At 74.4% G+C, this 24,264-nt stretch carries 19 protein-coding genes and 2 tRNA genes; 7 read left to right on the top strand and 14 right to left on the bottom strand.

Features of this window, described 5'->3' with window-relative positions; all coding sequences use genetic code 11:
• Nucleotides 1-35: 35 nt before the first annotated feature.
• From glpK to ACK2IS_RS04125, 3 genes are all read right to left on the bottom strand, one after another.
• Nucleotides 36-1,571 carry a glycerol kinase GlpK gene (glpK, locus tag ACK2IS_RS04135; RefSeq protein WP_409484888.1) on the bottom strand — a complete coding sequence of 512 codons (1,536 nt, stop codon included), beginning with the start codon at nucleotides 1,569-1,571 and terminating at the stop codon, nucleotides 36-38.
• A 98-nt stretch (nucleotides 1,572-1,669) separates the two neighbouring features.
• Nucleotides 1,670-2,437 carry an MIP/aquaporin family protein gene (locus tag ACK2IS_RS04130; RefSeq protein WP_409484887.1) on the bottom strand — a complete coding sequence of 256 codons (768 nt, stop codon included), beginning with the start codon at nucleotides 2,435-2,437 and terminating at the stop codon, nucleotides 1,670-1,672.
• 159 nt (nucleotides 2,438-2,596) lie between these two features.
• The gene (locus ACK2IS_RS04125; RefSeq protein WP_409484886.1) at nucleotides 2,597-4,339 is read right to left on the bottom strand and encodes a glycerol-3-phosphate dehydrogenase/oxidase; all 1,743 of its coding nucleotides are present in this window, start codon (nucleotides 4,337-4,339) and stop codon (nucleotides 2,597-2,599) included.
• Between the two features lie 92 nt (nucleotides 4,340-4,431).
• Between ACK2IS_RS04125 and ACK2IS_RS04120 the strand changes: the two genes are divergently transcribed.
• The gene (locus ACK2IS_RS04120) at nucleotides 4,432-5,397 is read left to right on the top strand and encodes a sugar-binding transcriptional regulator (protein WP_409484885.1); all 966 of its coding nucleotides are present in this window, start codon (nucleotides 4,432-4,434) and stop codon (nucleotides 5,395-5,397) included.
• Between the two features lie 147 nt (nucleotides 5,398-5,544).
• On the opposite strand, the gene ACK2IS_RS04115 is transcribed toward ACK2IS_RS04120, so the two are convergent.
• The 7 genes from ACK2IS_RS04115 to ACK2IS_RS04085 all read right to left on the bottom strand — a co-directional run bounded on the left by ACK2IS_RS04115 (nucleotide 5,545) and on the right by ACK2IS_RS04085 (nucleotide 11,612).
• Nucleotides 5,545-5,617: transfer RNA gene (locus ACK2IS_RS04115), tRNA-Ala, on the bottom strand.
• A gap of 45 nt (nucleotides 5,618-5,662) precedes the next feature.
• Complete coding sequence (locus ACK2IS_RS04110) at nucleotides 5,663-6,721, bottom strand: hypothetical protein (protein ID WP_409484884.1); 1,059 nt, start codon at nucleotides 6,719-6,721, stop codon at nucleotides 5,663-5,665.
• A 36-nt stretch (nucleotides 6,722-6,757) separates the two neighbouring features.
• On the bottom strand, nucleotides 6,758-7,423 hold the full coding sequence (locus tag ACK2IS_RS04105) for a GNAT family N-acetyltransferase (protein ID WP_409484883.1): 666 nt from the start codon (nucleotides 7,421-7,423) through the stop codon (nucleotides 6,758-6,760).
• Complete coding sequence (locus ACK2IS_RS04100) at nucleotides 7,423-7,911, bottom strand: molybdenum cofactor biosynthesis protein B (RefSeq protein WP_409484882.1); 489 nt, start codon at nucleotides 7,909-7,911, stop codon at nucleotides 7,423-7,425. Before ACK2IS_RS04100 ends, ACK2IS_RS04105 begins: the two co-directional genes overlap by 1 nt.
• On the bottom strand, nucleotides 7,908-8,402 hold the full coding sequence (gene moaC / locus ACK2IS_RS04095) for a cyclic pyranopterin monophosphate synthase MoaC (protein WP_409484881.1): 495 nt from the start codon (nucleotides 8,400-8,402) through the stop codon (nucleotides 7,908-7,910). The genes ACK2IS_RS04100 and moaC overlap by 4 nt, the downstream gene beginning before the upstream one ends.
• Nucleotides 8,399-9,706, bottom strand: a complete 1,308-nt coding sequence (gene glp, locus ACK2IS_RS04090) for a gephyrin-like molybdotransferase Glp (protein WP_409484880.1) — start codon at nucleotides 9,704-9,706, stop codon at nucleotides 8,399-8,401. The genes moaC and glp overlap by 4 nt, the downstream gene beginning before the upstream one ends.
• 10 nt (nucleotides 9,707-9,716) lie before the next feature.
• Nucleotides 9,717-11,612 carry a diguanylate cyclase gene (locus ACK2IS_RS04085; protein ID WP_409484879.1) on the bottom strand — a complete coding sequence of 632 codons (1,896 nt, stop codon included), beginning with the start codon at nucleotides 11,610-11,612 and terminating at the stop codon, nucleotides 9,717-9,719.
• Between the two features lie 88 nt (nucleotides 11,613-11,700).
• On the opposite strand from ACK2IS_RS04085, the gene ACK2IS_RS04080 reads away from it, so the two are divergent.
• Nucleotides 11,701-12,282, top strand: a complete 582-nt coding sequence (locus tag ACK2IS_RS04080) for a 5-formyltetrahydrofolate cyclo-ligase (RefSeq protein WP_409484878.1) — start codon at nucleotides 11,701-11,703, stop codon at nucleotides 12,280-12,282.
• Between the two features lie 69 nt (nucleotides 12,283-12,351).
• On the opposite strand, the gene ACK2IS_RS04075 is transcribed toward ACK2IS_RS04080, so the two are convergent.
• Nucleotides 12,352-14,913: a penicillin acylase family protein gene (locus ACK2IS_RS04075; protein WP_409484877.1), complete on the bottom strand. Its 2,562-nt coding sequence runs from the start codon at nucleotides 14,911-14,913 to the stop codon at nucleotides 12,352-12,354.
• Nucleotides 14,914-15,008: 95 nt separating this feature from the next.
• On the opposite strand from ACK2IS_RS04075, the gene ACK2IS_RS04070 reads away from it, so the two are divergent.
• From ACK2IS_RS04070 to mscL, 4 genes are all read left to right on the top strand, one after another.
• Complete coding sequence (locus ACK2IS_RS04070; RefSeq protein ID WP_409484876.1) at nucleotides 15,009-16,592, top strand: potassium/proton antiporter; 1,584 nt, start codon at nucleotides 15,009-15,011, stop codon at nucleotides 16,590-16,592.
• Between the two features lie 39 nt (nucleotides 16,593-16,631).
• Nucleotides 16,632-16,916 (top strand): FmdB family zinc ribbon protein, encoded by a 285-nt coding sequence (locus ACK2IS_RS04065; RefSeq protein ID WP_409484875.1) that lies wholly within the window; start codon nucleotides 16,632-16,634, stop codon nucleotides 16,914-16,916.
• A gap of 108 nt (nucleotides 16,917-17,024) precedes the next feature.
• A complete protein-coding gene (locus ACK2IS_RS04060; RefSeq protein WP_409484874.1) occupies nucleotides 17,025-17,813 on the top strand; it encodes an SAF domain-containing protein in 789 nt (262 codons plus the stop codon).
• Between the two features lie 220 nt (nucleotides 17,814-18,033).
• Nucleotides 18,034-18,399, top strand: coding sequence for a large conductance mechanosensitive channel protein MscL (mscL, locus tag ACK2IS_RS04055; protein WP_409484873.1), 366 nt, complete (start codon nucleotides 18,034-18,036; stop codon nucleotides 18,397-18,399).
• Nucleotides 18,400-18,767: 368 nt separating this feature from the next.
• On the opposite strand, the gene ACK2IS_RS04050 is transcribed toward mscL, so the two are convergent.
• Entirely contained in the window at nucleotides 18,768-22,319 is a 3,552-nt protein-coding gene (locus tag ACK2IS_RS04050; protein WP_409484872.1) for a hypothetical protein, read from the bottom strand.
• Nucleotides 22,320-22,695: 376 nt separating this feature from the next.
• Here ACK2IS_RS04050 and ACK2IS_RS04045 point away from each other — a divergent pair.
• A tRNA-Arg gene (locus tag ACK2IS_RS04045) sits at nucleotides 22,696-22,771 on the top strand.
• 4 nt (nucleotides 22,772-22,775) lie between these two features.
• Here ACK2IS_RS04045 and ACK2IS_RS04040 read toward each other — a convergent pair.
• Nucleotides 22,776-23,924 carry a tyrosine-type recombinase/integrase gene (locus ACK2IS_RS04040; protein ID WP_409484871.1) on the bottom strand — a complete coding sequence of 383 codons (1,149 nt, stop codon included), beginning with the start codon at nucleotides 23,922-23,924 and terminating at the stop codon, nucleotides 22,776-22,778.
• A 1-nt stretch (nucleotide 23,925) separates the two neighbouring features.
• The gene (locus tag ACK2IS_RS04035) at nucleotides 23,926-24,135 is read right to left on the bottom strand and encodes a helix-turn-helix transcriptional regulator (RefSeq protein ID WP_409484870.1); all 210 of its coding nucleotides are present in this window, start codon (nucleotides 24,133-24,135) and stop codon (nucleotides 23,926-23,928) included.
• Nucleotides 24,136-24,264: the final 129 nt, after the last annotated feature.

The raw sequence follows: 24,264 nt of genomic DNA, 5'->3' as shown, positions 1-24,264 counted from the left end.
GGCCGGCATACGGCCCGGTCTCCTGCAACGCAGGATCAGCGCACGTCGTCGTCGACCCAGTCGAAGGTCTTGGTGACGGCCTTCTTCCACAGGCGGAAGGTCCGCTCGCGGTCGTCCTCGTCGACCGCGGGCTCCCAGCGCCTGTCCTCGGCCCAGTTGTCGATGACGTCCTGCTCGCCCTGCCAGTAGCCCACCGCGATGCCGGCGGCGTAGGCCGCGCCCAGCGCCGTGGTCTCCGCGACCTTGGGCCGGACCACCGGCACGCCCAGCTGGTCGGCCTGGAACTGCATGAGCGTCTCGTTGGCGGTCATGCCGCCGTCGACCTTGAGCTCGGTGAGCTCGATGCCCTTGTCCCTGGCGTCGGCGGCCATGGCCTCGGAGACCTCTCGGGTCTGGAAGGCCGTGGACTCGATGACGGCGCGGGCGATGTGGCCCTTGTTGACGTACCGGGTCAGCCCCACGAGGGCGCCGCGGGCGTCGTCCTTCCAGTACGGCGCGAACAGGCCGGAGAAGGCCGGGACGAAGTACGCCCCGCCGTTGTCCTCGACCCCCTTGGCGAGCGTCTCGATCTGTGCGGCGTCCGTGATCAGCCCGAGGTTGTCGCGCACCCACTGCACCAGCGAGCCGGCGACGGCGATGGAGCCCTCGAGGGCGTAGACCGGCTTCCGGTCGCCGATCTGGTAGCACACGGTGGTGAGCAGGCCGTTCGTGGAGTGGATGATCTTCTCGCCGGTGTTCATCAGCATGAAGCAGCCGGTGCCGTAGGTGTTCTTGGCCATGCCGACCTCGAAGCAGGCCTGGCCGAAGGTCGCGGCCTGCTGGTCGCCGAGGATGCCCGCGATCGGCACGCCGACCAGGAAGCCGCCCTCGCGGCCGGTGCCGTAGACCTCCGAGGAGGACCGGATCTCGGGGAGCATGGACATCGGGATGCCCATCTCGGCGCAGATGTCCGGGTTCCAGTCCAGGGTGTCGAGGTTCATCAGCATGGTGCGGCTGGCGTTGGTCACGTCGGTGACGTGGACACCGCCCTCGACGCCCCCGGTGAGGTTCCAGACCACCCAGGAGTCGGTGGTGCCGAAGAGCAGGTCGCCCCTGTCGGCCTTCTCGCGGGCGCCCTCGACGTTGTCGAGGATCCACTTCACCTTGGGCCCGGCGAAGTAGGTGGCGAGCGGCAGCCCGCAGCGCTCCTTGAAGCGGTCGGGGTCACCCTGCCCCAGCTCCTCGACGATCTTGGCGGTGCGGGTGTCCTGCCAGACGATGGCGTTGCAGATCGGCTCGCCCGTGGTGCGGTCCCACACGACGGCCGTCTCGCGCTGGTTGGTGATGCCCACGGCGGCGATGTTCCTGGAGTTGACGCTCGGCGAGGAGCCGAGGCAGTCGGCGACGGCCCGGCGGACGTTGCGCCAGATCTCCATGGCGTCGTGCTCGACCCACCCGGCGCGGGGGAAGATCTGCTCGTGCTCGAGCTGGCCGACGCTGACGATGTCGCCGGCGTGGTCGAACAGGATCGCCCGGGAGCTGGTGGTGCCCTGGTCGATGGCGAGGACGTAGGTCGTGGTGCTGGGGCTCATGAGGTGTCCTTCACTACGGAGTGACGGGGAGGGTGGTCGGCCGCGGCCGACGGGAGGGCGGTCCGCAGGCGCAAGGGCCCGGGAGGAGCCGGGAGGGCTCAGCCGACGAAGGCCTTGCCGAGCAGGCCGGCGAGGACACCGCCGATGACGGGTCCGACGACCGGCACCCAGGAGTAGGCCCAGTCGCTGGCGCCCTTGCCCCGGATGGGCAGGAGGGCGTGCGCGATGCGGGGGCCGAGGTCACGGGCCGGGTTGATCGCGTAGCCGGTGGGGCCACCGAGGCTGGCGCCGATGCCGATGACCAGGAAGGTCACGGGCAGCGGGCCGAGCTGGGCAGGATTCGTGCCGAAGCACACGATCACGAAGACCAGCACGAACGTCGCGATGATCTCGGTGAGGACGTTGTTGGCGTGGCTGCGGATCGCCGGGCCGGTGGCGAACACCGCGAGCTTGTCGCCAGCGGGACCCTCGGCGTCGAAGTGGTCGCGGTAGGCCAGCCAGCACAGGACCGCCCCGACGACAGCCCCGGCCAGCTGGGCCAGGACGTAGCCGACGGCGGCGGCGGCCGAGGCCGGGACCCCCGGGGCGAAGGCGGCACCGTTGGCCCACAGACCGAGCGTCACGGCCGGGTTGAGGTGGGCGCCCGAGCTGAAGGCGACGTACACGCCGGCCATCACACCGATGCCCCAGCCGACGTTGATCATGAGGTTCCCGCCGCCCTTGCCCTTGGAGTGCGGCAGCAGGGCGTTGGCGACGACGCCGCAGCCGAGCAGGATGAGGATGGCGGTGCCGAGGAACTCGTGCAGGCACGCGGTGCCGAGGGGCACCCGCTCGGCCGCGGCGGCCACGGTCGCGAGATGGGACATGGGTCTCTCCGATGGGTGAACGTCGTTGTTCGACTACGGGATCGATCCGGTCATGCTCCGGATCGGGAGGGACCAGGACAACCTGGTCCCGGCTGGTGGGCAGACGGGTCGCGCGTCGCCCGGCCGTGCTGGGGCGGTGCCGGGCGTCACGCGGTCGCGTCAGCGGGCGGGCAGGACCTGGCGAGGGGTCTGCCCGGCGGCCCGGGCCCGGGCGCGCGAGGCCGCGGCGTCGGTGCGCTCCAGCTCCGCGGCGGCCTCACCCGCGACCCGGTCGCGATAGGTCTGCTGCTCGGCGGCGGCGCGGTCGGCGTCCCACCCCAGCAGCGGCGCGACCAGGGCGGTGATCTCCGCCAGGGCGGACAGCCCCCGGTCGCGGGTCTCGTAGTGCAACCGGATGCGGTGCATCAGCACGTCCTCCAGGTGCAGCGCCCCCTCGTGGGTGACCGCGAAGACCGCCTCGACACGCAGGTAGGCCGGTGCGGCCGAGAGCGGCTGGCCCAGGCTCGGGTCCTCGTCGACCATGGCCAGGAGGGTCGGCAGCTCGGCGCCGTACCGGGACAGCAGGTGCTCGACCTGCTGCTCGGACCAGCCGTACGTCGCGGCGATGCGTGGCGCCTGGGCGCGGTAGGCCTGGTAGCCGGCCGCCCCCACCAGCGGGGTGCGGTCGGTGACGCTGGGGCGGCGGGCCGCCTCGGCCTTGCCGAGCGCCACGTCGACCGCGTCCTGCGCCATGACGCGGTAGGTCGTGAGCTTGCCGCCCGCGATCGACCACAGCCCGGGCGCGACCTCGGCGACGGTGTGCTCGCGGGACACCTTGGTCGAGGCCGACCCGTCACCTCGGTGGGGCTGCAGCAGGGGCCGCAGACCGGCGTAGGTGCCGATGACGTCGTCCCGGCCGAGCGGCCTCGCGAGCACCGAGTTGGCGTGCTCCAGGACGTAGTCCACGTCCGCCGCGGTGGCGACGGGGTGGTTGCGGTCCTCGGTCCAGGGGGTGTCGGTCGTGCCGATCACCCAGTAGCGCTCCCACGGGATGACGAACAGCACGGACTTCTCGGTGCGCAGGAAGAGCCCGGTGTCGCCGGCGATCCGGTCCTTGGGCACGACGATGTGGATCCCTTTGGACGCCAGCACCTTCAACCCCTCGTCGGCGCCGGACAGCTGCTCGACCTCCTCGGTCCAGACCCCGGCGGCCGCGACGACCCGGTGGGCCCTGACGGTCAGGTCGCGGTCGGCCTCGCCGTCGTGGACCTCGGCGCCCACGACCCGGCCGGTCTCGTCCTTGACGAAGGACGTCACCGTGGTGCGGGTCGCGGCCAGCGCGCCGTAGCCCGCCGCCGTGCGCACCAGGTCGATCACCAGACGGGCGTCGTCGACGCGGGCGTCGTAGAAGCGGATGGCCCCCGAGAGCGCGTCCTTGCGGATGTCGGGGAACAGCGTGCGGGCGCCCTTCCTGCTGTAGTGCTTCTGCAGCGGGACGGTCTTGGAGCCCCTGGCCCCGAGCACCGCCAGGGCGTCATACATCCCGACCCCCACCGCGCTGTAGGACCGCTCGACGACCGGCACCTTCAGCGGCCACAGGAAGGGCTGCGCCTTGACCAGGTGCGGGGCCAGGGTGGTCAGCAGCAGCCCGCGTTCCTTGAGCGCCTCGGCCACGAGGGCGAAGTTGAGCTGGTAGAGGTAGCGAAGCCCGCCGTGGACCAGCTTGCTCGACCACTGGGAGGTCCCGGAGGCCCAGTCCCCCGCCTCGACGATGCCGACGCGCAGCCCGCGGGAGGCGGCGTCCAGAGCGATACCGGCGCCGGTCACCCCGCCGCCGACGACGAGCAGGTCCAGCGGCTCGCCCGAGGTCATCTGCTCCAGGGCCTCGGCGCGGGACCGGGCGGTCAGTGCGGTGGCGTTCATGGGTGCGCCCCTCTCGACGGTGATGAGTTGCCTGCCAGCATGCGCCCTCCTGCACGTATGCTCAACCGTGGTGCACGGATGTGCAGAAGGAGATGCTCTGCGTGAACGAAGGTGACGAGATGCTGCGCGCCGCGCAGCTGTACTACCTGCAGGACCGCACCATGGACGCCGTCGCGGCCGACCTGGGCGTGTCCCGGTCCACCGTCTCGCGCCTGCTCGCCCGCGCGCGCGAGACCGGGCTGGTGCGGATCACCGTGGCCGCGCCCGAGCATCCCGCCGACCACACCGCGCGGGCCCTGCACGAGGCCTTCGGGGTCACCGTCCACGTGGTGCCGACCCCTGCCGCCGCCGGCGACCCGCAGCGCATCGAGGCCGTCGCCCGCCGGGCGGCCGGTCTGCTCGGGGACTGGTTCCGGGACGGGATGACCCTCGGGGTCGCCTGGGGCACCACCATGTCCGCCGTCGCCGCCCACCTGCGCCCTACCGAGCTGGTCGACGCCCGGGTCGTGCAGCTCAACGGCGCGGCCAACGCCCGCACCGCGGGGGTGCGCCACACCACCCAGCTGCTCGACCGCTTCGCCACGGCCTTCGGCGCCGACCTCTACTACTTCCCGGCCCCCGCGTTCTTCGACTACGCCGAGACCCGTGACCTGCTGTGGCAGGAGAGCGCGGTCCGACGGATCTTGGAGCTGCGCCGCACCTGCGACCTGGCGGTGTTCAGCGTCGGGGCCTTCCGGGGGCGGCTGCTGAGCCAGGTCTACTCCTCGGGCTACCTGCGCGCCGAGGAGGTGGCCGCGCTCGCCGAGCAGCGGGTCGTGGGTGACGTGGCCACCCACTTCCTGCGGGTCGACGGCAGCTTCGCCGACATCGCCCTCAACCGCCGCGCCTCGGGCCCCTCCCCCGCTGAGCTGCGCCGGGTGACCCGTCGGCTGTGCGTCGTGGCCGGGGACAACAAGATCCAGGGCACCCTCGGCGCCCTGCGGGCGGGCGTGATCACCGACCTGGTGGTGGACGAGCGGACCGCGGCCGGGATCGTCGGCTACCTGCGGGCCGGCTGAGCGATCTCGGCGGTATGCCGACCGGCCCCGCGCGCCGGCGGTGCCATCCCGCGCCGGCACGCGATCACGCGCCTCGGCAGCGGGGACGCCCTCGGCCACGCCACGCACGCAGAAGGCCCGGACCAGATGGTCCGGGCCTTCTCGGGGTGGAGCTGAGGGGATTCGAACCCCTGGCCTTCTCATTGCGAACGAGACGCGCTACCAACTGCGCCACAGCCCCTTGCGTCGAGGAACACTACCACCTCGGCGCGATCGGTCGAAATCCTCAGCCGCCCACGACCCGTCGCAGCGGGACCGGCTCGTCCAGGAACTCGTCCTCGATCTCGACCGGGGCGAACACGTCGTCCTCCCCCGGCACGGACCCGGCGGCCACGACCGGGTGGGCGGCGCGGGGCGCGGCGGTCTTGAGGGCGTACGTCGGCCGCGGCACCGGGACCGGGCGCCACTGGCCGGGGGCGAGCGGCTCGGGCTCGGCCTCGACGACGACCAGCGGGGGCTCGTCGTAGGACCGGACGTCGAAGGGGCACGGGTCGAGCTCGGCGACGCGCGGGCGGGGGGCTGGGGTGATCGGGGTGCGGTCCGCGGCGACGGTCCGCACCGCGGGGGCGGGCGCCTGCACGGCGGGGATGAGCTCGGTGGCGGCGGCCGGGGGCGCATAGCTCGCCGGTCGCTCGGCCGGACGCCCCTGCGGCCGGGCCGCCGGAACCGGAGCCGGCTCGACGGCGGCCCGCCCCGACGACGGCTCGGTGCGCGGGGCGGCAGGCGCCCACGCGGCGGCCGCGGCGGCGGACCGGCGGGCGGCACGGGTGGTGCGAGCAGCGGGGGCCGAGGCCCGGCCACGGTGACGCCCGCCGTCGGAGACCGGAGCGGGGCGCGGCGTGACCGTCGACTTCGCGGCGTGCCGCAGCCAGCCGAGGTCGAGCACCAGCAGCGCCACGCCGATCGCGGGGGTCCACAGGGGCAGCAGCCGCAGCGCGGCGAGCACCACGACGGCGACGGTCGCACCGAGGGTCAGCACGAGCGACAGGGCCCGCACCGTCCGGCCACGACGGCTCGCGGGGCGCGCGGGTGTCGCGACCCGGGTGGCGCAGGAGTCGGCCTCCGGCCGGGGCGCCGAACCGGTCGGCCGCAGCGGGCTGACGGCATACGACCTGGTGGAGGACGTCGCGATGATCGGACGCTCCTGGAGGACCGTGATCGCCTCGGCATAGCGCTCGAGGGAACGCGCGGTCTGCAGGTGCTCCCGACGTCGCATCCACGACTGCGTCAGGTAGGCAGCCCACAGCCCGATGACGACCACGAAGACGAGACTGGAGGGCTGCATGGGACTGAAGGTACGGGTGGGAGAGGTGGGACCATCTCAAGCGAAAGGGCGTGTCGACTCTTCGTCGTGAGATCCACCCGTTCGGCCCTGACCACGGTCACCCGAGCGGAGTCTCTGAACGAAGGTTGACCCTCCGAGATCCTCGGTTGTCAACGCGAAGGAGTGATGATCGCGCCACGCTCCGTCGATATGCAGGTAGCGCTCACGCAGACCTTCCGCGCGAAAGCTCAGCTTGGCCGCCACCGCGAGGGAGCGATGGTTCTCCGGCCGGATGTTGACCTCGATGCGGTGCAGCCCCCGCTCGCGGACCGCGTAGTCGCAGCTCATCGCCAGCGCAAGGGGTGCGATCCCCCGGCCGGCATGGGTCGGGGCGCACCAGTAGCCCGCCGACGCGCCCCACAGCGCCCCCTCGAAGACCTGGGACAGCGTGACCGCGCCGCAGAGCCGGCCCTCCACCTCCACGACGAAGGGCAGCAGCCGTCCCGCCCGCGCCTCGCGACGCTGGTGACGCAGGTAGGCAGGGTAGGGCAGCGCCACCTGGCCGGGTCGCGCGGGCGTCGGCTCCCACCGCTCGAGCCACTCCCAGCTGCGGCGGCGCAGCTCCAGCCACTCGCGCTGGTCGCGGCGGCGCAGGCCCCGCAGCACCAGGGTGGCGCCGTCGTCGAGCCGGTCCTCGATCCGGACCGGCCAGGGGTGCGCCATCAGTGGTCGCCCCCGGCCACCTGGTCGAGGGCGTGCGCGACGAGCGGTTCCAGGACCGCCAGCCCGTCGCGGACCCCGCCGGTGGAGCCCGGCAGGTTGACGACCAGGGTGCGGCCCGCGAGCCCGGCGACCCCGCGGGACAGCGCGGCGGTGGGGATCCCGGCACCGGTGCCCGCGGCCCGGACGGCCTCGGCGATCCCGGGGACGAGCCGGTCGACGACGGCGAGCGTCTCCTCGGGGGTGCGGTCCGTGGGTGACAGGCCGGTCCCGCCCGTGGTCACCACCAGGTCGGCGCCTGCGGCGACGGCATCGCGTATGGCCCCGCCCACGGCCTCCCCGTCGGGGACCACCACGGCCGGCGGGGTGTCCAGGCCCCAGCGCCGCAGGGCTGCCACGAGGACCGGGCCGGTGCGGTCGGGATAGACCCCCGCCGCGGCGCGCGTGGACGCGGTGACGACCACGCCGCGGCGCGTCCGGGGAGCGGTCATCGGTCGCCCTCGACCCAGTCGCCGGACCGGCCGCCGGACTTGGCGGTCACCCGGACGTCGGTGATCCGGGCGTGCTTGTCGACCGCCTTGACCATGTCGACGAGGGCGAGCGCGGCCACGGTGACGGCGGTCAGCGCCTCCATCTCGATGCCGGTGCGATCGGCGGTGCGCACGGTGGCCGTGACGTCGACCCCGTCGTCGGCCACGGCGAGGTCGACGGCGACCGCGTGGACGGCGACCGGGTGTGCCAGCGGGATCAGCTCGGAGGTGCGCTTGACCGCCTGGATGCCGGCGATGCGGGCGACGGCCAGGGCGTCGCCCTTGGGGAGGGCACCGTCGCGCAGGGCCGACACCGCGGCCGGGCAGACCAGGACGCGGCCCCGGGCCGAGGCCTCGCGGGCGGTGACGGGCTTGGCGGACACGTCGACCATGTGGGCGGTGCCGTCGGCGCGGACGTGGGTCAGCGCGTGGGCGGGTGGGACGTGGCTCATCGGCGGGACTCCTGCGTGGGGGTGGGGCGGGACGAGGTGGGGAGCGTCGCGAGCGGACGCAGGGGCAGGCAGGTGAGCCGTGTGCCGGGCCGCACCTCCTCGGTCGTCGCGGGCACCACCGCGAGGGCGTCGGCGGCGGCGAGCGCGCCCAGCATGTGCGACCCCTGGCCACCGGCGAGTCGCAGGTGCCACTCGCCGGCGTCCTGGTGGAGGGTGACCCGGGCGAGCTGGGTGCGGCCCGCGGATGTGCGCCAGCCCTCGTCCGCCACGGCGAGGACCTCGTCGCCGTCCGCGGCGCCCGGACCGGCGGGGTGGGCTGCCAGCCGGCGCAGCACCGGCAGGACGAAGACGAGGTAGGACACCATGGCGCTGACCGGGTTGCCGGGCAGCGTCAGGACGGGCACCCGGCGGCCGTCGGCCGCGTCGAGCACCCCGAAGCCCTGCGGCTTCCCCGGCTGCATCGCGACCCCGCGGAAGGTCGCCCGGCCACCGCGGGACAGCACGGCCTTGACCACGTCGTAGGCACCCGCCGACACCCCGCCCGTCGTCACGAGCACGTCGCAGCCCTCGACGAGCTCGGTCAGGGTCCGCTCGAAGGCCGCCTCGTCGTCACCGGCCGCCCGGGCCCGCAGGGCAGGGAAGCCGTGCTCCCGCAGCGCCGCCACGAGCATCGGCCCGTTGCTGTCGACCACCTGGCCGTGGGCGGCCAGGGCGCCGGGCTCCAGGAGCTCGTCGCCGGTCGTCAGGACGGTCACCCGCGGCGGCGCGACCACCGCCACCTGGGGGCGGCCCACCGACACCAGCAGCGCCAGCACCCGTGCGTCCACGCGGGTGCCCGCCGCGAGGACGGTCTCCCCGCGGCGCACGTCGTCGCCGGCCGGCCGGACGTGGGCGTGCGGACGCGGCTCCTGGTGCAGCCGGACCTGATCGGTGCCCCGGTCGGTGACCTCCACCGGGATCACCGCGTCGGCGCCCTCGGGGACCGGGGCCCCGGTCATGAGACGTACGGCGGTGCCCGGGGCAAGGGTGACCCGGTCGGTGCGGCCGGCCGGGACGTCGTCGGCCACCGGGAGGGTGACCGGTCGCTCGGCGGACGCGCCCAGCACGTCGGCGCGGCGCACGGCGTAGCCGTCCATGGCCGAGTTGGCGCACACCGGGACGTCGACGGCGCTGACGACGTCCTCGGCGAGGACGGCACCGTGCGCCTCCAGGACCGGGACGGTGATCACCCGCCGCGGGACCTGTGCGCAGGCGGCGAGGACGTCGGCGCGGTGCTGCTCCAGCGGGACCAGGTCGGATGTCATGGCGCGGACACTAGTCGAGCACGGTGTGCTCACCCGTCGTGGCGGCCCGGTCGCGCCCCGCGGCCTTGGCCGCCGTCATCGCGCTGTCGGCCGCCCCGAGCATGTCCAGGGCGGTCGCCCCGTCGTGGGGCCAGGTGGCGACCCCGATGCTGCAGGTCACCGGCAGCAGCTGGCCGCCGACGTCCAGGGGGCGGGCGCGCAGGTCCGCGACGAGACGGTCGGCGAGGGCCAGGGCCTGCTCCGAGCCGAGCTCGGGGCACAGCACCGCGAGCTCCTCCCCGGCATACCGCGCGACCGTGTCGACGGGGGGCACGAGCTCGACGAGCCGGGCCGCGAGCGCCCGCAGCGCGCCGTCCCCGGTCTCGTGGCCGTGCTTCTGGTTGAGCGCCGCGAAGTTGTCGATGTCCACCACGAGCAACGACAGCTCCCGCCCGAAGGCCTGGGCCCGGGCCACCTCCCGGCTGAGGGCGGAGGTGAGCATGCGCAGGTTGCCGACGCCGGTGAGCGGGTCCACGACCGACTGGCGCTGGGCGGTCCGGTGGAGCATCGCGTTGTCCATCGCGACGCCCGCGGGCCCGGCGACCACCTCGAGCAGCTCGGCCGTCTCCTCGTCATAGGCCTCCCGGTCCTCCCCTCGCTCGACCACCAGGACGCCGACGGCGTGGTCGCCCGAGACCAGGGGCGCCGCGCAGGCGCGGCCGTCGAGGACGGCGGACGGGCAGGAGGTGGCCTCGTCCAGCATCACGACCCGGCGCTCGGACGCCGCCAGGCCGACGATGCCCTCGTCCAGGCCGACCCGGCTGGTGGGCGGCCGGGGCGTGCCGATGGGGTGGACCACGCGCAGGCGCAGCCCCGTGCCCTCGCGCAGCCACACCGAGGCGGAGGCCGAGGAGGTGGTCGTCTCCGCCAGGGCGCACACCGCCGTCAGCAACCCGTCCAGGTCATGGGTGCGCTGCAGGGTGGCCGCGATCGCGTGCGCGGTGTCGTGCAGCGCCTGGCGGCGGTCGCGCAGCTCGGCCATCTGCCGGTCCAGCTGGGCCGCCATGTGGTTGAAGTCGCGCGCCAGCTCGCCGATCTCGTCCTGACGCTGGTCGGGCAGCCGCACCGACAGGTCGCCGTCGGCCACCTGCTGGGCGCCCCGGCTCAGGGCCACGATCGGCTCGGTGAGCTCGCGCGCCAGCCACCGCACGAGCAGGACCGCGCCGGCGAGGACGGCGAGGAGCACGATCAGCGGCAGCCAGGCCCGCAGGCCCGAGGTCGGGTCGGGCGCCGAGCCCTCCACCGCGCAGGGGCGGCCCGGCCCGGCCTCCACGGTCTGGACGATCGCGCCCCGCCCGGTGTCGGCGCTGGGGTGCACCTCCGAGCCCGCGCAGAGCAGGACGGCCCGCACGTCGCTGACGGCGGCGTGGCGGGCCAGGGCGTCCAGGCGCCCGGGCGTCAGCGGCTCGACGACGAGCACCGACAGGTCGCCCCGGTCGGTGCGCAGCGTGACCTGCTCGGCCAGGGCGGCGCCCGCGCGCGAGGTCACCTGGGAGCAGCGCGTCGTCGGGAGGGTTCCCGGTCTGCGGGCCGGTGGCCTGCCCGCGGTCCCGATGACCTTGCCGCCCTGCGTGACCACGGCATACCCCTGCTCCGCGCCGAGTCCCCCGCGCGTCTCCTCCGTGAGGACCACCTGGGGCGGGCGCCCGTTGGCCACCGAGAGCGCGATCACCTCGGCGCGGTCGCCGAGCGCCCAGCACTCCGCGCCGATCGCCGTGGCCAGCGCCGAGGTGGCCCGGTCGACGTCGCGCCGCTGACCGTCGACGAGGGCCCGGGGCAGGAAGACCCCCGCGAAGAGCCCGGTCAGGAGCAGCGCCGGCAGGACGACGGCCGCGAGCGCGATGCCCAGGCGGGTGCGGATCGGCACGGCTCCTCCTCGAGGTCGGTGCGCCCATGGTGGCACGCCGCACGCTCTCGTGCGCCGAGGCGCCGGCCGGGCCTGCGAGGATGTCCGCATGGACGGCACTGCTCCCGGGTCCAAGAAGGCCCTGCGCACCCAGCTCTGGGCGGCCCGCCGGGCCCGGCTCGCGAACTCCACCGGTGCACGACGAGACTCGGACGCCGGCCGGCTCGCGGAGCAGGTGATGCGGCTGGTCCGCGAGCAGGTGGGTCCGGGCGCCACGGTGACGTCCTACGAGTCCTATCCGGCCGAGCCCGGGACCCGGCCGCTCAACCGTGCCCTGGTCGCGGCCGGCTACCGGGTGATCGTCCCGGTGACGCTGCCCGACCTCGACCTGGACTGGCGTCCGCTGGACGGCGCCGAGGACGACGCGGACGCCCTGCTCGGACGTGACGCGATCGGGGAGGCGGACCTGCTGCTGATCCCGGGCACCGCCGTCGACCGCACCGGGGTGCGCCTCGGGCAGGGCGGCGGGTGCTACGACCGGGCGTTGCCGCGACGCCGGGACGGCGTGCCGGTGGTCACCCTGCTGCACCCCGGCGAGCTGCTCGCCACCCCGCTCCCCCGCGACGACCACGACCAGCTCGTCGACGCGGTCGTGACGGCCTGCGGCACCAGCTGGCTCCGGCGCCGCTGACCTCGAGCCGCAGGCCGTGGACGGCGATCTCGTCCCCCGATCGGGGCCCACGGCCGGGCTGGACCGAGCTCAGTCCCCGTCGGTCGGCCGCAGGATCAGGTGGTCGACGGCGTCCCGGGCGACCGCCTCGGGCGAGAAGGTCCACGGGTAGGGGTCGTTGGTCAGCCAGCGAGCCGTCTGGTCGTCGTAGTGGTCGCTCGTCGGGTGCCCCGAGACGCCCGTGCTCTGCACCCAGGTGCTGCTGTCCAGCGAGCCGAGGTCGACCACCATCCGCATCGAGGGTCCCCAGTCCACGTCGTAGGACCGGGCCAGGTCCGAGCCGAGGGCGTTCGGCGACAGGGCGGTGCCGGGGGCCGGGTGCGGGCCGCGGTCGAGCAGGTCCCCGATGAGACCCGGTGCGGCCTCCCCGAGCGGGTGCCGCAGGGTGAGCCGGTGGAGCCGGCCGTAGTCCCACGAGCCGACCTCCTTGCCGGTCCGCCTGGTCAGCTCCAGCCGGGCGTCGACCTGGGCGCGGCGCAGGATGTCGTCGCGGGTCTCGACCTTCAGCGTCTTCTGGTCGTCCCACCAGGGCGAACGCGGGTCGGCGAGGAGCCGCTCGACCACCGCCGCCCAACGGGCGCCGCCGTCGGGCCGCAGGCCGGTCGGCAGGTCGTCGTCGAAGGTCAGGTGGAGCAGCGCCGACCAGGTGGCGGCGAAGTACGCCGCGCCCCGGGACGAGGCGTTCTCCCCGGTCACGAACCTGCCGTCCCAGCCGCGCAGGGTGTCCTGGCCCTCCTTGGTGAAGGAGTCCGACCCAAGGTCGACCGCGAGCAGGGCCTTGGTCAGGATCGGCTGGAAGCCGTCGCTGCTGTCGCTCTGGATGTCCCGCATCCGCTGCGGGGTGACCGGGCCGCCCTCCTCCAGGAGGGTGCGGATCCGGGTGGACCGCCAGCCGGCGCTCCAGTCGGTGGTGAGGAAGGGGGTCGCGCTGCGGGTGACCTGCTGGTTGGCGGTGACCACGAGCCCCTCGGGCGGGTCGTAGGCCCACGGCAGCTGGTCGAAGGGCACGTACCCGCGCCAGTCGTTGCGCGACTCCCACCCGAGGGCGGGCAGGTAGCCGGGGGGCGTCCCGGCGGTCCCGGCCCGGCGGATCGGGACCAGGCCCGGAGCCTGGTAGCCGATGTGCCCGTCCACGTCGGCGTAGATCGCGTTCTGCGCGGGCGCGACGAACGACACCAGCGCCTCCCGGAAGCTCGTGAAGTTCGTCGCCCGGTCCAGCCGGAAGATCGCGTCGGCGGTGGTGGTGCGGTCCAGCGCGGTCCACCGCAGCGCCACGGCGCTCCGCTCCCCGGGGTCGGCCGGGGGTGCCGCCTCCGCGACCCCGTCGAGGACGCCCGAGACGATCGGGCCGTGGGAGGTGGACCGGACGGTGACGGTGCGGTCGGGCCCGCCCGCCACCTTGACGGTCTCGGTGCGGGTGCTGACCGGCAACCAGCGACCGTCCTTGAGCACCGTGTCGCCCTTGAGCCGCTCGAGGTAGAGGTCGGTCACGTCCGGGTCCAGGTTGGTGAAGCCCCAGGCGATGCGCTGGTTGTGACCGATCACGACCCCCGGGAAGCCCGCGAAGGTGAACCCGGAGACGGCGTACGGACAGGTCGTCGACAGGGTCCGGCAGCGCAGCGACACCTGGTGCCAGATGCCGGGCTGCTCCAGCGCGAGATGAGGGTCGTTGGCCAGCAACGGCTTCCCGGTGCTGGAGCGGCGCGGGCCGACCACCCAGGAGTTGGAGCCGATGCCCGCCCCCGTCCCGATCGAGCTGCGGACGGCGGCGAGGGTGCGGGCGGTGTCGTCCAGCGCCTCGGACGCCCCGGGCCGCAGCGCCGGTATGCCCCCCCGGCCGGCCGAGCGTCCGCCGTGGCGCGCCATGCCCGGCTTCCAGTCGGCCGGGGAGAGGATCGGGGCCCGCCGGTCGACGGCGTAGGGCGGGTAGAGCTCGGCGACCTCGGCCAGGGACCGGCCCTGGGCCAGCAGCCGGGCCCGGGCCAGCTCGTCGTCGAGGTTGCCCTTGAGGTCCCAGGCCATCGCCTTGAGCCAGACCAGCGAGTCGACCGGTCCCCACGGCTCGATGGTGTAGCCGGGGTGCGCCACGCCGAGCAGGAGGTACTCGGGCGCCACCTTGGTGGGGTCGCCCGTCCGTTCCAGGTAGGCGTTGACCCCGTCGGCGTAGGCCGTGAGGTAGCGCCGGGTGTCGGCCGACAGCATGGGCAGCTCGGCCTCGGCGGTGCGCCGCCAGCCCATGGTGCGCACGCCGGTGTCGGAGGCGACGCCCGCCTCCCCGACGAGCTCGGCGAGGCGCCCGGACGTGGCGTGCCGGCGCAGGTCCATCTGGAAGAAACGGTCCTGGGCGTCGACGTAGCCCTGGCCGCGGAAGAGGTCCTCGGGGGTGTCGGCCTCGATGTGCGGGACCCCCTGGGCGTCCCGCCGCACGTCGACCCGCCCGCTCAGCCCCCCGAGGCGGTGCTCCCCGCCCAGCTCGGGGTCGGTGCGACGGACCGCGCCCCACAGGACCCCGGTGACGATGAGGGCGGCGACGACGAGGAGCGCGACCACGGTGACGGCGGTCCGTCGGGCGATCTGGGCAGCGTGCGACACGACAGCGAGACTAGGCCACCGGGTGGGGGTGACCGCGCGGGCGGGGCGGGGCGTCGTGGACGCGGCGGCCTCCGGCATACGACACAATGCGTGACATGCAGACGGCGGCGATCGCGGGGTTCGGCGTCGAGGACCTCCGTCTGGTGCTGCTGGTGGGCTCGGTCGTGCTGCTGCTGGCGGTGGTGGCGGTGCGGGTGAGCACCCGCTCGGGCCTGCCGTCGCTGCTGCTCTACCTGCTCATCGGGGTGGCTCTCGGGGAGTCCGGGTTGGGGATCCAGTTCGAGGACACCCGGCTGACGCAGGCCCTGGGCTACGCCGCCCTGGTCATCATCCTGTCCGAGGGCGGGCTGACGACGTCCTGGCGGCACATCCGCCCCTCGGTGGCGCCCGCGGCGCTGCTGTCGACCGTGGGCGTGCTGGTCTCGGTCGCCGTCATCGGGGTGGCCGCGCACCTGCTGCTCCCCCTGGACTGGGCTGCGGCGATGCTGGTCGGGGCGGTCCTGAGCTCGACCGACGCCGCGGCGGTGTTCTCGGTGCTGCGCAGCGTCCCGCTCCCCCACCGACTGACCGGGATGCTGGAGGCGGAGTCGGGCTTCAACGACGCACCGGTGGTGATCCTGGTGACGGCGTTGACGGGGGTGGTGGCGGGCACCTCTCACGCGGGCCCGCTCGTGCTCTTCGCCGAGGCCGTGGTCGAGCTGGTGGTCGGCACCCTCACCGGGCTCGCGGTGGCGTGGCTGGGGACCCGGCTGCTGCACCGCTACGCCGACACCTCCTCGGGTCTGTTCTCGATCGGCGTCCTCGCGGTCCCCGGCCTGGCGTATGCCGGCGCGACCTACGCCCACGGCAGCGGCTTCATCGCGGTCTACGTCGCCGCCCTCGTCCTCGGCAACTCCTCGCTGCCGCACAAGGCCGCCACCCGCGGGTTCGCCACGGCCATGGGGTGGCTGGCCCAGATCGGGCTGTTCGTCCTGCTGGGGCTGCTGGCCTCTCCCTCGCAGCTCGCACGGTGGGCGGTGCCCGCGGTCGTCCTCGGGCTGGTCCTGCTGCTCGTGGCCCGCCCGCTGTCGGTCCTGGTGGCGGCCACGCCGTTCGGGATCGGGGCGCGCGAGCAGGTCTTCCTGTCGTGGGCGGGCCTGCGCGGGGCGGTGCCCGTCGTCCTGGCGACGGTGCCCGCGACGGAGGGCGCGCACCAGCTGGCCTGGTTGTTCGACCTGGTCTTCATGCTCGTGGTGATCTACACCGTCGTCCAGGGCCCGACGCTGCCGTGGGTGGCACGGCGCCTCGGCGTCATCGACGAGGGCGCGACGATGGACCTGCAGGTCGAGTCCACCCCGCTGGAGCGGATGAACGCCGACGTGGTGCAGGTGGAGATCGGCGACGAGTCCCGCCTGGCCGGCGTCGAGGTCTACGAGCTGCGGCTGCCTCGCGGGGCCGGCGTCGCCCTGGTGCTGCGGCGCGGGCGGTCCTTCGTGCCCGAGCGGTCCACGATGCTGCGCCGCGGTGACTCGCTCATGGTGGTCATGCCCTCGACGCTGCGTGAGGCGACCGAGCAGCGGCTGCGGGAGGTGTCCGAGCAGGGGCGCCTTGCCGGGTGGCTGCGTCCCGGGGAGCGGCCACCGCTGCCCCGCGCCCTGCGCGAGCGCGGTCAGCAGGGGCGCCACGGCTCGCTAGACTGAGCCACCGCCCGCGCACTCGCCCGACCCCGTGGAGACCCCGTGCCTACCTACTCCTACCGCTGCTCCGACTGCGACGAGGCCTTCGACGTCGTGCAGTCCTTCAGCGACGACGCCCTGACCGAGTGCCCGGCGTGCCAGGGCCGGCTGCGCAAGCTCTTCACCGGCGTGGGTGTGGTCTTCAAGGGCTCGGGCTTCTACCGCACCGACTCCCGCGGCACCCCCGCGGCCACCCCGGCCGGCTCGGACACGGCGGCGTCCTCCTCCTCGGCCACCGCCCCTGCGGCCTCCGCCCCGAGCTCGACCGCCACCCCCGCCGCCGACTGACCCGCTCCCGAGGCAGGCTGTCCACAGGTGCCCGCGGTCCGGCGCCGACCGTCCACAGCCCGTCGGGCCGTATGCCGGTGGCCGCCCCCCTCGCCCTAGCGTCAGGTCATGGCTGCGCACCCCACCCTCGTGGACCCGCTCGTCCTCGGTCCTGCCCCCGCATCAGCCCGCGGACCGGCGGGCCCGGCCGCCGGTCCCCCTGCCCCCGCCCGGGTCGGATGGCGCGAGCGGCTCGCGGCCCGCGGCGGCACCCGTCGGTGGTGGTGGCTGCGGCTCGGGCGCCGGGTGCTGGGGGCGCTGCTCGCCGCGGCCGCCGTGGCCCTGACGGTCCGGCTGGCCTTCCCGCCACCCGCGCCCGTGGGGGTGCTCGTCCCCACCGCGGCCCGAGACCTGCCGGCAGGCCACCGACTCACCGCCGCAGACCTCACCGTGCGGCGGTGGCCCGGTCCCGACGCACCCTCGCGGCCGGCGAGCGTCGCCTCCCTGGCCGGGCGCCCGCTCGTCGTCGCCGTGCGGGCCGGTGATCCCCTCCCGGCCGCCGCCGTCGTCGGACCTGCCCTGGTCGACGGCCTGGCCGACGGCCGGGTGGCGCTGTCGATCCCCGACGTCCCACCCCTCGTGGCCCAGGCCGCGTCGGCTGGCGACCGGGTCCAGCTGTGGGCCGGCGAGCGGCTGGTCTCATGGGACGCGGTCGTCCTCGCCCGTGGTGAGGACGCAGGCGGAGGCGGACCGGTCCCGGCCCCCGCGCTCGGGCCCGGCAGCGGCTCCACCGGGGACGGTGGGACGGGCGGGACCCTGCTGGTCTCGCTGACCCGGACCGACGTCGAGCGGGTCCAGGCGGCCCGAGGCGGCAGCCCGGACCCACGCCCGATCGTGGTGGTCCTGCGCTCGCGCTGAGCATCGGTCCCGGGCGCGTGTCGCCCCAGCCGGACACATCCGGGCAGAACGGGTCAAGGTCACAGGTTGTTCACGACCGGCCCAGGACGTGCCTGCCCGGACCCTGGCTGTGGTGGGGTGAAGACCTGTGCGACGCCGACCGGGTCGACGCGCACCACCAGCTGCGGGCGCGCATCCCCCGGACGCCCGCCCCCCGCCCCATCGCGAAAGAGGCCCCACCATGCTCAAGGGTTACAAGGACTTCATCATGCGCGGCAACGTCGTCGACCTGGCGATCGCCGTCATCCTCGGCTCCGCGTTCGCCAAGGTCGTCGAGTCCTTCGTCGCCGTCCTGATGAACCTCATGGGCAAGGTGTTCCACCAGGAGGACTTCAGCTCCTTCCGTCCCTGGGACGTCCCGGTGGGCGCCTTCCTCACCGCGCTGGTGTCCTTCCTCATGGTGTCGGCGGTCATCTACTTCTTCGTCGTCGTCCCGATGAACCGCATCGCGATCCGCCGTGCCGGTGGCGTGGCCCCCGAGGCCGCCCCCACCGCCGAGGCCCTGCTGGCCGAGATCCGCGACGAGCTGCGGGCCCGCCGGCCCTGACCTGCGCCTGACCTCGAGAGGGGGCCCCGTCCGTGCGGACGTGGCCCCCTCTCGGCATACCCGTCGTGGACGCCCGTTCCCTCACTCCCAGTGAGGCGGACGTTGCTCGCGCAGCCATCGGTCCCGCGCCCCCTCCGCACGGCCGTCGGACGCACCCGTGGCCCGGACCGAGCCCGAGCCCATGGCTGCCCCGGATGCACGCGCCGCGGCCGGGCGGGCAGCCGACCGGGACGCGCCCGCCGCGGGGGTCGGCGCGGCGTCGCCCGTCGGTCCCGTCCGGGGCTCCGGCTCTCCCACCGGGCGTCCCGCGGCGGCGCCCGTGCCCGGCGCGTCGACCCGGCGGTGCCGCCGCCGACCGGCGCCGGTGGTCATCGCCCGGCCCGCCGGTCCTCGGCGGCGTCGGTGACCGCCTGCAGGATCCGGGCCACCTCCCGCTCGGGCGCCCGGAAGGCGTCCATCGACCAGACCCGCAGCGGTCGCCATCCCTGACGCTCCAGCAGGGCGGGCCGGTGCACCTCCCGGTCGGCGGGGTTGGCGGCGGCGGCGTGCACGCTCCCGTCCGACTCGACCGCCACCGCGCCGCCCCACACGGACTTCGGGTCGCGGACGGCGAGCTCGATGGGCCCGACACCTCGACCGGCCCGCTCGGTCACGTCCATGCCCGCCTCCCGCAGCCGGGCGGCGAGGTCGAGCATCACCGGGTCGGTCAGCTCGCCCTGCGAGGGGGGCAGGTCCGGCGACTCCGCGGCGAGGGTCAGCACCTCCGCGAGCAGGTCGATCCCGCCCGACCCACCGGCGGCCCGTCTCAGCTCCTCCACCGTCAGGGCGGTGATCACGGTGAGGGTGTGGCGCGCGCGGGTGACCGCGACGGACACGCGGCGCTCGCCGCTCGCCAGCGCCATCGAGCCGAACCGGTGCCCGGCCTGCCCGGTGTCGTCCACGACGTACCCCACGGTCAGCAGGATGTCGTCACGGGTGTCCCCCTGCACGTCATCGACGTGCTTGACCCAGAAGGCTTCTCGTCGCTCGGCGGCGAAGTAGTCGATGAGCGGGTCGCCGGGCTCGAGAACGGCCACCTCGGCCTGGATGCGTTCGCGGACCCGGTCGGCGTGCTCGGCGTTGAGCGCGATGACGCCCAGGCTCCGGTCGGTGAAGCCGCGGGCGTGCGCCAGGGCGAGGCGAGCGACCCGGTCGACCTCCTCGTCGGTGCTGACGGCGGCCTCTCCCGCCTCGCCGCGGCTGCCGGGGTGCAGCTCCACGTGCTCCAGGGTGACCCGTTGGAGCGTCCCGGCCGGAGGGACGGTCGTCGGCTCCTCGACGTACAGGTGCTCGTCGAGAGCGACCGTGAGCCGGTCGTCGAGGATCCGGTGATGGGTCTTGAGGGTGTATGTCGGCAGCCGGGCCGACAGCACGCTGAGCACGGAGACGGACCGCTGGTCGGCGCGGACGTCGTCGACCGGCCGCGGGTCCACCTCGAAGCTCAGCTCGCAGGGCGGGAGCTGCTGGTGGTCGCCGCACACCACGACCTGACGACCGCGGCTGACCGCCGAGACCGCCTGGGCGACGGCCAGCTCGGAGGCCTCCAGGACGATGACCGTGTCGACCACGGGGCCCGGGGCGAGCAGGGCGCCGACCTCGTGCGGCGAGACGGCCCGGCAGGGCGCCGCACCCCGCGTGGCCCGGGCGACGGCCTGGGCGCGCTCACGCAGTGCCCGCGCCTCCAGCCGGCGCAGCTCCTCGGCCATGGCGTGCAGGGAGGGGCCGTCGTGGCCGCCGTACCGCGCGTCGGACCGCCCCACTTCCTCCAGGAAGGACGCCCACCACACGTGGCGGACCTCCGGGGCGACCTGCTCCGGCGGCACGTGGCGCTCGGCCAGGTCCTCGACCAGGGCTCCCATCCCCTGGTCGCGCAGGTCGTCGAGGAAGCCCGTGACCTTGGGCAGCACCTCGAGCCGACCCTGCTGGGAGACCAGGTCGTGCATCCGCAGGTGGATCACGTCGACGTGCTGGGTGGTGGTCGCGGCGCCCTCGCCGGTGGTGGCGAGCACGGGCTCCAGTCGCTCCAGGTCGTCGACGACCGCGTGGTAGGCGGACCAGGCCTCGTCGATGCCCTCAGCAGGGGCAGGCACCGCGTCGGGGCCTCCGCGCGCCTGCCACAGCACGAGCTGCTCGTGGGCGAGCGCAAGGGTCTGGTGCAGGTCCCGCGGCGCCATGCCCGGGCGGACCAGCGACTTGGCGTCACGGCGCAGGGCACCGCGGCGCAGCACCCCGATCCGGGAGCCGTGCTCGGCGCGGTAGGACGCGGACGTGGCCTCGAGCAGGTCGGGCAGGGGCGCCTCGAAGACCTCGGGGTGCAGCACGTCCAGGGTGGCGCGCACCCCGGTGAGCAGCTCGAGGTCGGAGCCGATGCCGGCCAGCGTGGTCGCCGGGGGCAGGCCGACGCCGCGGGACAGCTCGTCGACGAGCCGCACCAGGCGTGGGATCCCGCGGTCCCCGGCGAGACGCTCGCACGCGGCGAGGGCGTCCGCGGCCTCGGCGTCGGTGGTGATCCGGGCCCCGCGCCACGGGTCGGGAGCCGGCGAGGGCAACCACGCACCGTCGGTGGCGGCCTGCACCAGGCGGCGCGTCGCGGCGTCGAGCACGCGCGGGGTGAGCCGGTGCAGGGTCTCCCGGTCCAGCCGCACCCGGGAGTGCGGCGCGGGACGCAGGGACGCGAGCTCGACCAGGGCGCCGTGGGCCTGGAAGGCGCTGACGCCCCAAGGGCTTCGCGGCGCGTGCAGCGCCTCGACGTGCCCCTGCAGCACCGTGGTCGCGTCGTGCAGGTCGGTCAGGGTGTCGTGGTGCGGCTCGATGCGGGCGGGCACCGCGAGGGTGGTGATCGGGCCGTGCACGTGCCGCAGGTCCGGACCGTCATGGGCCTCGGTGACCAGGTCGAGCCCGACCTCCAGCAGCCGGGTGCGGACCGCGTCGATGGCGGCCCGCTTGTGCGAGACGAGCAGGGTGCTGCGGCCCTGGGCGGCGAGCCCGGCCACGGCGTTGGCGACGACCTGGGTCATCCCGGTGCCGGGCGCGCCCTGGACGACCACGTCGTCACCGGCCGCGATGGCGGCGAGCGCCGCCCGCTGCGAGGCGTCGGCCGCGAGCACGAGGGGCATCGGCGCCGGGTCGGGCGTCGCGTCCCGCAAGGTCGTGGGCAGTCCTGCCATGGCGCGGACGAGCGGGTGGTCCGCCACCGCGGTGTCGACCAGGTCGGCGACCATGCCGAGCTTCACGTACGGGTAGATCCCCACGCCCAGCCGGCGCGCGATCTGGAAGCCGGGCAGGCGGGCGCACCGGGACTGGATCTCCCGGTAGGCCGCGTCGGGGTCGAACCCGTTGCGCCCCCACGTCATCTCGACCAGGCGGGGCACGTCGAGCTCCACCCCTGCCTCGGTGCGCAGCAGCTCCACGAGGGCGGGGTTGAGCTCGACGCCGGGACCGACCACCACGTCGAAGTCGTCCTGCGCCAGGTCGCGCGGCACCAGCTCGCAGGCCCGCAGGAAGACCGGGGCCGCCGGGATGCGCGAGCCCGCCATCCGCCAGGCCGCCATACCGGCCGTGGAGAAGCAGGACGCCAGCCCGTGCTCCTGCCACAGCCGCCGCTCGGTGCGGCGCAGGGCGCGGGCTTTGACACGGGCGTCGGACAGAGCCGCGGGATCGCGAATCAGGTCCGACAGCCGGGTGTCTCGCCCGGACAGGAAGATCGCCAGCCCCGCCGGGTGCGCCCGCGCGAAGTCCAGCCGGACGACGTCCTCGGTGCGCCACAGCAGGGTGTTGGGACCCCCGATCTCCACCAGCTCACGACGCCACCGACGGACCGCTGCCAGGGCCGGATCGAGCTCGTCCGGTGGGGGCGCGGGGGCGCATGGGGTGGCAGTCACCGGCCCAGGATAGCGATCAGGGAGCGTTCAGGCCGGGCACCGGGCGCCCAGTGACCTGCGGTTCCGTGGATCGTTCGACGCAGCACCGGGACATGGAGGCGGCGCGCATCATGCAGGGGGAGGGATGATGCGCGCCGCTGGTTGAATCATCAGCGACCCACCTGAGCAGGTCAAGAGCAACAAGGATCGCATGTCCGATTTCGCCCGTATGGCGCTTTGGGTGAGGATTTCGTCACGCGTTGTTCATCGTCACCTGGGCCACTCAGGCGTATGCCGTGAACCGCGGAGGGCGCCTCGCCGTGGGTCGCGCCCGAGTCGATCAGGAGGCGCAGGTCGTGCGAGGATAGGTGGCCGTGGCGCCTCGAACGCCACCCCCGCCCTCGTAGCTCAGGGGATAGAGCACCGCTCTCCTAAAGCGGGTGTCGATGGTTCGAATCCATTCGGGGGCACCACACATCACCGCAGGTCAGAGCCCCTTTCCGGGGTCGATCGCCAGCACGTCGAGGGCCTCTGAGGGGCCCTTGTGGCACGTTTGTGGCACACCCTGCACGGGCACCAGTGCGTCAAGGAGCGTCCGACGGCGTCCAGGTCATCGGGGAAGAGCCCGGCGTAGACGTCGAGGGTCATGGCCGCCGAGGCGTGGCCCAGCATCTGCTGCACCGCCTTGACGTTGGCGCCCGCCGCGATCGCCAACGACGCCGCCGTATGCCGCAGATCGTGCGGCGTCAGGTCCACCAGCCCGGCCCGCTCCACTGCGGGGTCGAAGACGCGGCGACGCCAGTTGTTGAGCCGCAACGGGCCACCCATGGGAGCCGAGAACACCAGCTTGTCCACTCCCCTCCCCTTGCACTGCTCCTCGATGTGGCGCATGAGCGCCGGCGGCACCGGCACCGACCGCACCTGATGCGTCTTCGGGGTCGTCCACGCGAGCTTGGACCCGACGACGCTCACGGACTCGGCCACGGTCAGCCGGTTGCGCACCGGATCGACCCGCCCGACCTTGAGCGCCGCGAACTCCCCGAACCGCAGCCCGGTCAGTGCCAGCACGAGCACGTGCAGGCCGCTGTCCCCCGCCGCGTCCACGAGCTGCTGCAACTGCGCGGCGGTCAGGAAGCGCGGCTCACGACGCGACTGACGCGGCAGGCGCACACCCTGAGCAGGGTTGCGGGCGATCCGGTGGTCCGCCACGGCGGCGTCAAAGATCATCGACGCGACGAGGTAGACCTTGCGGACCAGGCCGAGCGACATGCCCTGCCCGACGAGGTCACCGATCCAGGCGGCCACGTCCGAGCGCGCGACCTGGGCCAGCGGCCACGGACCCCACTTCGGGATCACGTGCGTGCGCGCCACCTCCCGGTAGCGGAGCGCGGTGCTCGGCTTGAGGTGCCCGAGGCCGGCCATCCACGTCTTCGCGTAGACCTCGAAGCGCACCTTGCCCGCCGCCGGGTCGAGATAGGCCCCACGGTTCATCTCCGCCTGCAGCTCGGACAGGAACCGCTCGGCGTCGACCTTGCGCCGGAAGGACTTCTTGCGCTGAGCGCCCGTGGGGTCGCGCCAGCGGCCCAGCCACTTCCCGTCGCGCGGGTCCTTGGTGATCGTCGCCATGTCAGGCGGCCTTGGAGACGGCCCACGCCCGCACCACGGCGGGGTCGAAGCGAAGGTGCTTGCCGAGGCGCATGCACGGCGGGCCGTCGCCACGGTGGCGCCACTGATAGATGGTCGGGACGCTCACGCTGAGGAAGGTCGCCACGTCGTCGATCGTCCACAAACGGTCGCAGGCGGGCACGGGCGCGGGCACGGACGACGGCCCCGTCATCCTCACCGACGATCGCCTCAGCAAGATCGGCGTCGGTCTCCGCACGCTCTACCGCCAACGCCTCCGCCAAGGCCACGGCTTCGACGACCGCCACCGCGAGATCCTCCAGGCCTTGCAGCGTGTGGAGGC

Origin of the sequence: Arsenicicoccus dermatophilus (assembly GCF_046267915.1) — a bacterium.
In the GTDB taxonomy this organism is placed as follows: Bacteria; Actinomycetota; Actinomycetes; order Actinomycetales; family Dermatophilaceae; genus Arsenicicoccus; species Arsenicicoccus dermatophilus_A.
The sequence above is the reverse complement of the archived record's forward strand: the minus strand, read 5'-3'. Positions and strand labels throughout refer to the sequence as shown.